This window comes from Bradyrhizobium sp. WYCCWR15520, from assembly GCF_056174665.1.
The window spans coordinates 1-12,315 of the sequence record NZ_JBWBWM010000019.1 but is presented as its reverse complement, the minus strand read 5'-3'; the positions used below and the strand labels follow the sequence as shown (position 1 = coordinate 12,315).

Sequence of the window (12,315 nt, the reverse complement as noted above, 5' to 3'; positions counted from 1 at the left end):
CCTCTGCGCCGCCCTTTTCGTTCCAGAGTTAGGCCCGTAGCGCCACTGCGACACCACCAAGCGTGAACACCAGCGCGGCGATTTCGCGAAGACCGAACGGCTCGCGCAGCATCGCCGCCGCCGCCAGCACGCCGATGACGGGAACCAGCAGAGTTCCGATCGAGGCCGTCGCCGCCGGCAGCCGTTCCAGTGCGGCAAACCAGCACACGTAACACAGGCAGAACTGGATCAACGTCATATAGACCAGCGACGCCCAGCCCACCGATGATAGATCAGCCAGTTGCGGCTGCTCGACTGCGAGGCCGACGATCGCGATCGGCAGGCAGCCCAGTCCGATCTGCCAGGCGGCCAGTGACAGCGGAGGCATCGCCAGCGGGAAATGCTTGGTCAAGACGGTGCCGAGCCCGACGCAGACCGCGCCTGCCAGCGCGAACGCGATGCCCGGCAGCTTCTCGACGCTGGCCTCGATGCCATGGCCGCCGATCAAAACGGCGATGCCGGCGAGCGCGACCGTCAGCGCGACGGCGCGGAGCGGCGACAGCCGCTCACCCAGGATCGGCCATGCCAGAAACGCCACCCAGACCGGGATGGATATACCGAGCACCGCGGCCTCGCTGGCGTTGAGCCACAACAGCGCCAGCCCCATGAACGCGACCCAGCCGCCGATGGTGAGCATCGATACCAGCAGGAGCCGCAGCCACATCGGCCGCGGCACGGTCAATTTCTGCCGCCGCGCGAGCGCAAACAGCGCCAGCGCCGCAGCGCCGGCGATGCCGCACAGGCCCCGTGAGGACAATGGCGGCCATTCATTCAGCAAATGTTTCATGATCGGGAAGTTGAGACCCCACCCGACCGACGTGACCGCAAGCAGGATGAGCCCAAAGGGGGACAGCCGTCCCGAAAGCTTGGTCGGCGGCATGGCAGGCTTAGATCCGGAACCGGAATTGCATTTGTTATTGTTCTGACACAGCGAAACGGAATTGCTCTCGACAACTTTTATGTGCACTCTACCATACAGACGACCTGTCGGCGTTTCGACTTAATCGTCGTGTGGGATGTGCGAGTCACTTGGCCGCCGCCCGAGGGAAGAAGGAATCATCGTGCCGCGCGTTCTCGTGGTCGATGACGACCCGATGGCATGCGTTGCCATCGAGGTTTGTCTGACCCGCAAGGGTTTCGAGGTCACCGTTGCCGACGGTGGTGAAGCGGGAATGCGCGCCCTTGAATCCGACGATTTCGACGTCATGTTGATCGACGTGTTCATGCCGCATATGCGCGGCTTCGAGTCGATCCGGATGTTTCACGAGCACAGGCCGGACGTGCCCGTTATCGCGATGTCGGGCTACGCCTTCGCCAATGCCGAGCGCGCGCCGGATTTCCTGCGGATGACGATCGAGCTCGGCGCGGCATGCTGCCTGCGCAAGCCGTTCACGCCGGAAGCGCTGTTGACCTCGGTCAATCAATGCCTCACCAAACCGAAAGCTTCCGCGCAGCCGTCAAAATAGTGAAATAAGCAACTGGCAATGCCTTCGCAGCGTATCATTCTTGGAATTGGCCTCGCCATCCTCCTCGTTATCGGCGCTGCCTCGATCGGTCTGGATCTCAAGTCGCGGTATGATGCGGCCTCGGTCGACCGCGCGCTCGGAATCCTCAGCAAGCTCTCCGACATGCGCCCCCTGCTGCGCCGCGCTGAAAGCGCCGCGCGCGCCTTCGCGATTACCGGCGATCAGCAATTCGCCAGGGAATACCGCGAGGCCAGCGACGCCATCCTGCTGGCACTGCCGCCGCTGATCGAAGCGGTCAAGGATAATCCCACCGAAAAGCAATTGATCGAAGAGACCAAGGCGCTGGTGGAGCGCCAGATTGCCGTCAATGGCGAGTTGATCAGGCTCCGGAATGCGGGAGACAGCGCCGCGGTCGCGGCGCTCGTCGGCCAGGAGGACCGCGCGGCGACGGCTGCGATCGCCGGAAATCTTGCAAAGGCGGTGGCGGAAGAGCGCCGGTTGCTTTTTGCCAGGCGCGCTGAATCCGACATCAATGGGAGGTTTCTGCTGGCGATCGATCTTGCCGGCGTCGCGCTGATTCTGGTCCTTGCCACCGTTCTGACGGTGTCGACCCGCCGCTCGCGTCGGGAACTGCAGGATTCGCTGAGTGCCAGCAAGGCCACCAACGAGGCGCTGGAGGCTGCGGTTGCCGAGCGCACCGAGCATCTGGTCGCCGCGCATGAGGAACTGCGCCTTTCGGCCGCGGTCTTGCGCAGCACCTTTCACAGCATGGCGGAAGCCGTGCTCGTCATCGACACCAAGGGCGAGATCTTGCTCTCCAATCCGGCCGCCGAGAAGATGCTGCGCTACCGGCCGGGAATGACGATCGAACTGCTGCGCTCGCTCAGCACGGTTTTTCATGCCGACGGCGTCACGCCGCTGCCGCTCCAGGACATGCCCGCCTCGCGCGCGCTGCGCGGCGAAGCGTTCGACGCCAGCGAAATCGTGATGCGCCCCGTCAGCGGCAATCCGCCGGTTCATCTCGTGATCAGCGGCCGGCCGTTGCGCGACGCCTCCGGCGCCATCAGCGGTGCGGCGCTGGTCTATCATGACATCACGGGGTCGCGCGAAACCGAGCACAAGCTGTTGCAGTCGCAGAAGCTCGACGCCATCGGCAAGCTCACCGGCGGCGTCGCCCACGACTTCAACAACATGCTGACCGTGATCACCGGCACCACCGAGACGCTGGTTGCGGGCCTTGCACATGAGCCGGCGCTGCAGAAGACCGCCGAACTGATCGACCAGGCAGCGGAACGCTGCAGCGAGCTGATCCAGCATCTACTCGCCTTCGCCCGCCGCCAGCCGCTGCAGCCACGCAATGTCGACATCAACGCCACCGTGCTCGACATCGCAAAACTGCTGCGCCCGACGCTCGGCGAGCAGATCGAGGTCAACTCGATCCTCGATCAGGAAACGGCGACCGCCCATATCGACGCCTCGCAGCTCGCCAACTCCCTGCTCAACATGGCGATCAACGCGCGCGACGCGATGCCGAATGGTGGCAAGCTGTTGCTGGAGACGCGCAACGTCGTGCTCGACGAGGCCTATGCGCAGGCCAATCCGGGCGTGAAGCCCGGCCCCTATGTGATGCTCGCGGTCAGCGATACCGGCGCCGGCATGCCGCAGGACGTGCTGGACAAGGTGTTCGAGCCGTTCTTCACCACCAAGGAGGTCGGCAAGGGATCAGGCCTCGGGCTGAGCATGGTCTACGGCTTCGTCAAGCAATCGGGCGGGCACATCCGCATCTACAGCGAGGTCGGTCACGGCACCACGATCAAGCTCTATCTGCCCCCTGCCCGCGGCCAGGTCGAGGCCACGCCGGCTGCAGCCCCGCCGCTGCCGCATGGCAACGAGACCATCATGGTGGTGGAGGACGACGCGCTGGTGCGCAACTTCGTCACCGCGCAATTGCAGAGCCTCGGATACCGCACCGTGGCCGCCGCCAACGGGCCGGCGGCGATGAACCTGATCGAAGGCGGCCAGGCATTCGACCTCCTGTTCACCGACGTCATCATGCCCGGCAGCATGACCGGGCGCGAACTGGCGGATAAGGTGTTGAAGCTCCGCCCCGGCATCAAGGTGCTGTATACGTCCGGCTATACCGACAACGCGATCGTGCACCAGGGCCGGCTCGATGCCGGCGTGCTGCTGCTGACGAAACCTTACCGGAAGTCGCAGTTGGCGAACATGGTGCGGCGCGCGCTGTCGGGGTGAACAAGCCGCAAGCCTCTCCCTGGCGGCGTCGTTTTCAATGCCGACTTGATATATGAAAAGGGTGAGACGTTGGACGAAATGATTCGCGGGAAGAGCCAAGGCTGATGGCCGACGTGATCTACAAGCGCTGCTATTTCGATTGGGGCGGACGATGCGCCTACTGCGACGTTGCACTCTCCCGGCAAAAGACCGGCGGCAAGGTGAAGGCCAGCATCGACCATTTCATCCCGCTCTCAAAGGGAGGCCAGAACGGCAGGAGCAACCGCGTGCTGTCCTGCTACCCCTGCAATCTCGCCAAGGACGATACCGATCCGCGCGAGACCAATCAGTGGCCCAACGTCGAGCAGCGGCTTGCCGAGATCGCGGCTTCACCGCTCATCAGTCACGGGAAGCTCAGACAGCTTATTCCCGAACTGGAGAAACAACTTGGCGCGTGAGACGAACAGGACTCACGCCCCTCACTGCGCCCCCGATCCACCCGCGACGATCTTCTCGTTCAGCTTCTGATCGACGGTCTCGACCGTGCGATCGATCTCGGCGCTGGGGGCGCCGAGCTGATGCGAGATCAGCTTCACGAGCAGGTCGACGCGCTCGATGAACGGCGCGCCGGCGGCGACTGCGCGCGCCGCCGATGACGGCTTGAGCAGGCTTTCCGCAGCCTTGGCATATTTCGCGAACGGCACCTGGTCGGCCGGGTCGGCGCCAAGGCGCCGGGCGATGCCGTCGACGTGGTCATAGATTGACTGCGACAGCTTGAGATCGCCGTGCACGGCGTCGCGGATCGACTGCGGCTCGCTCGGCGTGATGCAGCGGTAATTGCCGGTCAAGAGCATCGACCATTTGGCGAGCGGCACGAACAGCGAGTCGAACACCTTCAGCTTCACCGGGACGTCGTGGCCGTCGAGCGTCACCGCGTCGATGTCGGCCTCCAGCTCGCGCAGCAGCTTGTTGTGCTGCTCGTCGGCAAAGGCTGCGGCCTTGAAGTTGGTGGGCAGGCCGACATGCAGCACATTCGCCGCCTCTTCCGGCGGACGGAAGGCCTGCGGATCGGGCGAGCAGAGCGACACCAGCCCGGGCTCGAAGCGCTCCCACACCTGCGCGTTGGTATAAGCCTCCTCGAGGTCCATATCCGCCAGCGCCGGTATGCGCTTGAGATAGGGCAAGGGCGGCATGTTCATGATCGACAGGCACGGCAATTTTGCCGCGGCGATCTTGATCATCAGAACCCGGATCGTGTGATTGGTGTATTGCGGCTCCTGCATCGCAAGACCGACCAGGTCGTAGCGGGAAAGATTGACCTCCGCGGGCGTGGTCGCGTCCAGCTTGCCCGGCAGGTCGCGCGAGAAGATCGCGCGGTGCACGGCTTCATCGCGCAGCTTGATGCGAACCTCGGTGCCGTCGCGGTTGATGAGCTCGGCCGTCTTCTTGCGGCAGACCAGGGTCACGTTGTGCCCTGCCATCAAAAGCTTCGTCGCCAGCAAGGAGCCGTACGAGGCCCCCAGGATCAAAATGTTGCGCGCCATACGCTCTCTACTCTTTCACAGAAAAAACCAGGCCCTCAGACCTGGCACCCATTATGCCAGAACTTTCCGCCCCGATGCCTACTGCAAACCGGCAGGCATTACAATCGGATACCCCATCCCCGTCATGGCCGGGCATAGCCGCCCGAAGGACGGCGTCGCTTGCGCTCGCCTATGTCCCGGGCATGACGACGCCGTGAGACCTGCCTTTGCCGGTGCTAAGACCTTGTCGCCAGCACGACGCCGGCCAGCGTAAACACCAGCGCGACGATCTGGATCAGCCCGAGCGGCTCGCCGAGCGCGATCGCCGACGCCACGACGCCGATCACCGGCACCGCCATGGTGCCGATCGCTGCGACCGAGGCCGGCAGGCGGACGAGTGCGGCGAACCAGCTCACATAGGCGATGCAGAACTGGATCACGGTCGAATAGATCAGGAGCCACCAGCCGAGCGGCGTCACCTTTTCGATATGCGTGGTCTCGAAGGCGAGACCGATGATGACGATCGGAAAACATCCGAGCCCGATCTGCCAGGCCGCGGCGGGAATCGGCGGCAGCGGCACCGGCAGCTTCTTTGCGAGCACCGTGCCGAGCGCAAAGCCGAACGCGCCGGCGAGCGCCATCACCATGCCCGGCAGTTTTTCCGTCGTCGCCGTGATGCCGTTGCCGCCCATGATGGCTGCGAGCCCCGCAAACGCCATCACCAGCGCCACCGTGCGCAGAATGGTCGGCCGCTCGCCGAGCACGGGCCAGGCCAGCAGCGAGGCCCAGACCGGCATGGTGTAGGCGATCAGTGCCGCCTCGCTCGCCGGCAGCCAGAGCAGCGCCAGCCCCATCAGCACCATCCAGCCTGTGACATTGAGCAGCGCGGAGAGCATCAGCCGCGGCCACAAATGCCGCTCGACCTTCAGGCTTTCCGAGCGCACCAGCGCCAGGAGGGCCAGCAGCGCAGCGCCGATCACCCCGGTCGAGCCGCGCAGGGTCAGCGGCGGCAATTCGCTCAGCAGATATTTCGTGACGGGCCAGTTGAAGCCCCAGCCCACCGAGGTGATGGCGAGGAACATCAGGCCTGCCGGCGCGATCCGCGCCGGCGCGGTGGGTTTTGATTCTGTCATGGGGCCCGGCAGAGGGTGGAATCGGCCCCACCTTGCCGCTAATCGCGGCGTGCCGCCACGGATGCCCGGACATGCCAGACCTCCCCTCCCCGTAGCCGTACGTGAGTCTCTCGAGTGCAATCCCGAAAGCTCAAAAAATACCTGCCCTGTGAACAGCGGGACGAAGGCGATTTCCACGGGGACGAACAATTTTTTCGTTTGGGAATCCCTGAGGACTCACTGATACTTGGCGCCATCACAGGCGCGGCACCGACCCCTGTTTTCCCGCACTTTCCACCATATTTAGTATTTGATTCAGGAACTCGTACTACTCCTTGACGGGCGTAACGGGTTTGTCCTAGCCTCAGTACTGGACGGCGCGAGTTAAGTTCTGGGTCCCGCCGATCACTCCCAAACGGGTTCCGAACGAGCACTCCGTCAGCCGGTTGAGGCACGGATCGAGGGCTTGTCTGCCCAAAATTCGGGGGTGATCCGGGGCCGAAAAACGAGCCGAATGGCTCAGGCGACGAGTTGCGGCGTTGAGTTCGAGCATGATCCGGAAAGCCGACTAGGGGTAGGCGGCGGACCGATCAGGCTCAAAGCCAAGGGATGGGGTTGGCCTCGCCGTTAGGCGGGACGAACCCTTGGGGTGGCGAAAGCAGAAACAGGGCCGGGTTCACCGGTAGAGCTGGCGGATCTCAAGGGCCAAGGTTGTCTTCAACCTTTGGTCCCGAAGGTTCGCTCACTGAAACATCCGGCAACCGCCAGGAAATGCGGACCGGGCAAGAAGACGGGGCACTAAAAATGCGAATCGAGCGGCGCAACACCACTTCCGGCCAGTCACCCTATGCAGGGATTGATTTCAGGCTGACGACATCGGAGATCCGCAATCCCGACGGTTCGATCGTGTTCCGGCTCGAAAATGTCGAGGTGCCCCAGTTCTGGTCGCAGGTCGCCTCCGACGTCCTCGCCCAGAAGTATTTCCGCAAAGCCGGCGTCGCCGCGTGCCTGAAGAAGGTCGAGGAAGAGACTGTCCCCTCGTGGCTGTGGCGCTCGGTGCCCGACAACGAGGCCCTCGCCCTGCTGCCCGAGAGCGAGCGCTATGTCGGCGAGATCTCAGCCAAGCAGGTGTTCGACCGCCTCGCCGGCTGCTGGACCTATTGGGGCTGGAAGGGCGGCTATTTCTCCAGCGATGAAGACGCCCAGGCGTTTTACGACGAGCTTCGCTACCAGCTGGCAAAACAGATGGTCGCGCCGAACTCGCCGCAGTGGTTCAACACCGGACTGCATTGGGCCTACGGCATCGACGGCCCCGGCCAGGGCCACCATTACGTCGATCCGTTCACGGGGAAGCTGACCAAGTCGAAATCGGCTTACGAGCATCCGCAGCCGCATGCCTGCTTCATCCAGGGCGTGGGTGACGACCTCGTCAACGAGGGCGGCATCATGGACCTCTGGGTGCGCGAGGCGCGCCTGTTCAAATACGGCTCCGGCACCGGCTCCAACTTCTCCCGCCTGCGCGGCGAAGGTGAGCGCCTGTCCGGTGGCGGCCGCTCGTCCGGCCTGATGAGCTTCCTCAAGATCGGCGACCGCGCAGCCGGCGCCATCAAGAGCGGCGGCACCACGCGCCGCGCGGCCAAGATGGTCGTGGTCGACGTCGATCACCCCGATATCGAGACCTATATCGACTGGAAGGTGAAGGAGGAGCAGAAGGTTGCAGCTCTCGTCACCGGCTCCAAGATCAACCAGAAGCACCTGAAGGCCGTGCTGAAGGCCTGCGTCAACTGCGAAGGCAGTGGCGACGACTGCTTCGATCCCGAAAAGAACCCTGCCCTGCGTCGCGAAATCAAGCTCGCGCGCCGCGCGCTGGTGCCCGACAACTACATCAAGCGGGTGATCCAGTTCGCCAAGCAGGGCTATAAGGACATCGACTTCCCGATCTACGACACCGATTGGGATTCGGAAGCCTATCTCACGGTATCCGGCCAGAACTCCAACAACTCGGTCTCGCTGAAGGACGATTTCCTCCGCGCCGTCGAAACCGATGGCGACTGGAACCTGATCGGCCGCACCAACAAGAAGATTACAAAAACTCTCAAGGCCCGCGAGCTCTGGGAAAAGATCGGCCACGCCGCCTGGGCCTCGGCCGATCCCGGCCTGCATTTCAACACCACGATGAACGACTGGCACACCTGCAAGGCGTCAGGCGAGATCCGCGCGTCGAACCCGTGCTCGGAATACATGTTCCTGGACGACACGGCGTGTAACCTCGCCTCGGCCAACCTGATCACGTTCTACTCGACCACGACCAAGCGTTTCGACGTCGAATCCTACGAGCATCTGTGCCGGCTCTGGACCATCGTGCTCGAAATCTCCGTGATGATGGCGCAATTCCCGTCGAAGGCGATCGCCGAACTGTCCTACGAGTTCCGCACGCTGGGCCTCGGCTTTGCCAACATCGGCGGCCTGCTGATGACCATGGGCCTGCCCTATGACTCAAAGGAAGGCCGTTCGCTCTGCGGCGCGCTGACCGCTGTGATGACCGGCATCGCCTACAAGACCTCGGCCGAGATGGCGGCCGAGCTCGGCACCTTCCCCGGCTACAAGAAGAACGCCCAGCACATGCTGCGCGTGATCCGCAACCACCGCCGCGCCGCCCACGGCAACGCGTCGGGTTATGAAGCGCTCGCCGTCAACCCGGTGCCGCTCGACCACGCCTCCTGCCCGCAAGCCGACATCATCGCGCATGCGACCAGGGCGTGGGACGACGCGCTCGCGCTCGGCGAAACCAACGGCTTCCGCAACGCGCAGACCACGGTGGTGGCGCCGACCGGCACCATTGGCCTCGTCATGGATTGCGACACGACAGGCATCGAGCCTGACTTCGCGCTGGTGAAGTTCAAGAAGCTCGCCGGCGGCGGCTACTGGAAGATCATCAACCAGGCCGTGCCCGAGGCGCTGCGCGCGCTCGGCTACCGCGAAAGCGACATCGCCGAGATCGAGGCCTACGCCGTCGGCCACGGTTCGCTCTCCAACGCCCCCGGCATCAATGCCTCCACCCTCAAGGCAAAGGGCTTCACCGACGAAGCGCTGGCCAAGGTGGAAAAGGCGCTGCCGACGGCGTTCGACATCAAGTTCGCCTTCAACAAGTGGACCTTTGGCGAGGATTTCCTGCGCGATACGCTCAACCTCGCGCCCGAAGTCATCGCAGCCCCCGGCTTCGACCTGCTCGCAGCCCTCGGCTTCAGCAAGCGCGAGATCGAGGCGGCGAATGTCCACATCTGCGGCGCGATGACCGTGGAAGGCGCACCGCACTTGAAGGCCGAGCACTATCCGGTGTTCGACTGCGCCAACCCCTGCGGCAAGATCGGCAAGCGTTATCTCTCGGTCGAGAGCCACATCCGCATGATGGCGGCCTCGCAGCCGTTCATCTCGGGTGCGATCTCGAAGACCATCAACATGCCGAACGACGCCACCGTCGAGGACTGCAAGGCGGCATACCTGCTCTCCTGGAAGCTCGCGCTGAAGGCCAACGCGCTCTACCGCGACGGCTCGAAGTTGAGCCAGCCGTTGAACTCGCAGCTCATCTCAGATGATGACGACGAGGACGATGCGGTGGAGGCGCTCTACGAGAAGCCGATGGCCGCGCGTGCCGCCCAGGTCTCGGAAAAGATCGTCGAAAAACTGGTCGAGCGCATCGTCGTGATGCGCGAGCGCGAGAAGATGCCGGACCGCCGCAAGGGTTACACCCAGAAGGCGGTTGTCGGCGGCCACAAGGTCTACTTGCGAACCGGCGAATATGACGACGGCCGTCTCGGCGAGATCTTCATCGACATGCACAAGGAAGGCGCGGCGCTCCGCTCCTTCATCAACAACTTCGCCATCGCGGTTTCGCTCGGCCTGCAATACGGCGTGCCGCTGGAGGAATATGTCGACGCCTTCACCTTCACCCGCTTCGAGCCGGCGGGCCCCGTGCAGGGCAACGACAGCATCAAGTACGCGACCTCGATCCTCGACTATGTGTTCCGCGAACTCGCGGTCAGCTACATGTCGCGCTTCGACCTCGCCCATGTCGATCCGACCGAGTCGAATTTCGACGCGCTCGGCAAGGGCGTCGAGGAAGGCAAGGAGCCGTCCGACGGCCACCAGGCCACCAAATATCTGTCCAAGGGCCTGACCCGCTCGCGCACGGATAATCTGGTCGTCATGCGCGGCGGCGATGTCGATGCCCGCGGCTCGGGCAACGTCACCGCGATCGGCGGACACGGCCCCAGCGCCCGCCTCGCCGACACCCTCGAAGGCGCGGTGGCCTTGAAGCAGGAAGCGAGCCACGACCTTTCGCCGACGGAAAGGCTGCAATGGAGCAAGGCCGGCAGCGCCGCAGTCGCCGTCGCCCCCTCCAAGGCCGAACGCCGCGCGGAAGCCAAGGCCAAAGGCTACGAAGGCGAGATGTGCTCGGAGTGCGGCAACTTCACGCTGGTGCGGAACGGGACCTGCATGAAGTGCGATACGTGCGGAAGTACGACGGGGTGTTCGTAAGGCTACAGTTTCTTGAGACGGGCCTATAAAGGCCACCTACCTAGAAAGGGCGGCCTAAGGGCCGCCCTTTCACCATTGGGGACTATCTGATGTTCGATAGCATCGTAATTTTTCGCAATAGTCAGGACAGCGGCCCTCCAATCGACAAAGGCCTGCTAGCTGAGGCACTTCTGTTCTATGGAAATGTCCATTTGCTTCTGAATCACGGCACGCTCGTCTCTCTGTTGCAAGAGTTAGGAGCCGACGGGTTAAATAAGTTGCTTGATCGCCCGGAACTGCGGATCTCTTATCTGAGAGAGAATTTTGGGACCATTGGCAGTTCCACAGGAGGAGGACTTCGAAGTTACAATTTCGGGATATTTGAATTCGGCGGCAAAGAAAAAAGACGGCTCAGCAAGCAAGAAGAGTTGGAGCAGGTTCTAGAAAGGTCATTGGGTCGGGAGAAAGCCACTAGGAAGTTGAAAAGCCGATTGACTGCTTCAACGTCCTTTCCCCGAGTAGCTGACGACATGAAGCCCGATCAGCTAACGCAAGGTGCTCGGGGAGATTTAGATGATCCAAATTTTGTTAGCGAGGCCGTCCGTCAAGCGTTGCACGCGCTCGTACCAACTTTTCCATTGCCGCAACGTTGGCACTTCCGCGTCCTCAAATTCGATGACGGCTCGTTCGCAGTCGACACGAATTTGGACTATGTCGCTTTGAATAATGAATATCACAAAACTATTTCGCCAGATCACAGCTCAATTTCCACAGATTATCTTCTAAACTTCATCTACGACTCGCATGTTGGCACATACTTGGCGAGCAGATACTCTGCAGAGTTCGTTCACACGCCGCTCTGCTCGTCGATCATGAAGCTGAAGTACCTCAATCTATTTCGCAGGCGAGAACGATCGATACATGAGATCGATCTCTTTCAAGATTTGCATCTGGAAGCCCGAAATATAAGTGGGATTGTAAATAAAGGGGAACGTTCCTTTGATGAGTTCTTGGATCTCTTGGATCAAGCTAGAAAATTCAAGAAATGGTTGTGCGAGACAAACCCAGACGAAAATCTCCTACGAGAATACTTTGATGCAGTCACGCGCCAGACTTGGATCGACAAGCTCCCTACCAAGGGGATGCGATGGTTGATAACAACGGGTTTGGCCGCAGCCGTCGAAACATTCTATCCGACAGGGGGAGCGATGGCCGCCGCACAAGGGCTCGGGTTAGCAGATGCGACCGTACTCGATCGGATTTTGAGGGGGTGGAAGCCGGATCAATTCGTGAAGGGGTGATCTTCCCCCGAAAAAATGGACAGGGTTAAGCTGCTTTTAGCTCCATCTCGATCGGGCTGATAAAGCCGATGGCGGAGTGACGACGAGTCCGATTGTAGAAGCCCTCGATATAGGCAAAGATATC

The 12,315-nt window shown here is 62.2% G+C and carries 8 protein-coding genes; 5 read left to right on the top strand and 3 right to left on the bottom strand.

Annotation, left to right across the window (positions count from 1 at the left end; translation table 11 throughout):
- Positions 1-28: 28 nt before the first annotated feature.
- Positions 29-919, bottom strand: coding sequence for a DMT family transporter (locus tag AC0QUY_RS21915; RefSeq protein ID WP_475388314.1), 891 nt, complete (start codon positions 917-919; stop codon positions 29-31).
- A gap of 181 nt (positions 920-1,100) precedes the next feature.
- Between AC0QUY_RS21915 and AC0QUY_RS21910 the strand changes: the two genes are divergently transcribed.
- From AC0QUY_RS21910 to AC0QUY_RS21900, 3 genes are all read left to right on the top strand, one after another.
- Positions 1,101-1,505, top strand: a complete 405-nt coding sequence (locus tag AC0QUY_RS21910) for a response regulator (RefSeq protein WP_161854354.1) — start codon at positions 1,101-1,103, stop codon at positions 1,503-1,505.
- 18 nt (positions 1,506-1,523) lie between these two features.
- A complete protein-coding gene (locus AC0QUY_RS21905) occupies positions 1,524-3,758 on the top strand; it encodes a CHASE3 domain-containing protein (RefSeq protein ID WP_475388313.1) in 2,235 nt (744 codons plus the stop codon).
- A 104-nt stretch (positions 3,759-3,862) separates the two neighbouring features.
- Complete coding sequence (locus tag AC0QUY_RS21900) at positions 3,863-4,195, top strand: HNH endonuclease (RefSeq protein ID WP_475388312.1); 333 nt, start codon at positions 3,863-3,865, stop codon at positions 4,193-4,195.
- Between the two features lie 21 nt (positions 4,196-4,216).
- On the opposite strand, the gene AC0QUY_RS21895 is transcribed toward AC0QUY_RS21900, so the two are convergent.
- Positions 4,217-5,281, bottom strand: coding sequence for a ketopantoate reductase family protein (locus AC0QUY_RS21895; protein ID WP_475388311.1), 1,065 nt, complete (start codon positions 5,279-5,281; stop codon positions 4,217-4,219).
- Positions 5,282-5,496: 215 nt separating this feature from the next.
- On the bottom strand, positions 5,497-6,393 hold the full coding sequence (locus AC0QUY_RS21890) for a DMT family transporter (RefSeq protein WP_475388310.1): 897 nt from the start codon (positions 6,391-6,393) through the stop codon (positions 5,497-5,499).
- Positions 6,394-7,176: 783 nt separating this feature from the next.
- On the opposite strand from AC0QUY_RS21890, the gene AC0QUY_RS21885 reads away from it, so the two are divergent.
- Together AC0QUY_RS21885 and AC0QUY_RS21880 are read left to right on the top strand one after the other, a co-directional pair.
- Positions 7,177-10,911, top strand: coding sequence for a vitamin B12-dependent ribonucleotide reductase (locus tag AC0QUY_RS21885; RefSeq protein ID WP_475388309.1), 3,735 nt, complete (start codon positions 7,177-7,179; stop codon positions 10,909-10,911).
- 89 nt (positions 10,912-11,000) lie between these two features.
- Entirely contained in the window at positions 11,001-12,191 is a 1,191-nt protein-coding gene (locus tag AC0QUY_RS21880; RefSeq protein WP_475388308.1) for a hypothetical protein, read from the top strand.
- Positions 12,192-12,315: the final 124 nt, after the last annotated feature.

Excerpts from the sequence above, each read along its gene's own strand:
- AC0QUY_RS21915 (WP_475388314.1), bottom strand. The coding sequence starts at position 919 with ATGCCGCCGACCAAGCTTTCGGGACGGCTGTCCCCCTTTGGGCTCATC.
- AC0QUY_RS21905 (WP_475388313.1), top strand. The coding sequence starts at position 1,524 with ATGCCTTCGCAGCGTATCATTCTTGGAATTGGCCTCGCCATCCTCCTC.
- AC0QUY_RS21900 (WP_475388312.1), top strand. The coding sequence starts at position 3,863 with ATGGCCGACGTGATCTACAAGCGCTGCTATTTCGATTGGGGCGGACGA.
- AC0QUY_RS21895 (WP_475388311.1), bottom strand. The coding sequence starts at position 5,281 with ATGGCGCGCAACATTTTGATCCTGGGGGCCTCGTACGGCTCCTTGCTG.
- AC0QUY_RS21890 (WP_475388310.1), bottom strand. The coding sequence starts at position 6,393 with ATGACAGAATCAAAACCCACCGCGCCGGCGCGGATCGCGCCGGCAGGC.
- AC0QUY_RS21885 (WP_475388309.1), top strand. The coding sequence starts at position 7,177 with ATGCGAATCGAGCGGCGCAACACCACTTCCGGCCAGTCACCCTATGCA.
- AC0QUY_RS21880 (WP_475388308.1), top strand. The coding sequence starts at position 11,001 with ATGTTCGATAGCATCGTAATTTTTCGCAATAGTCAGGACAGCGGCCCT.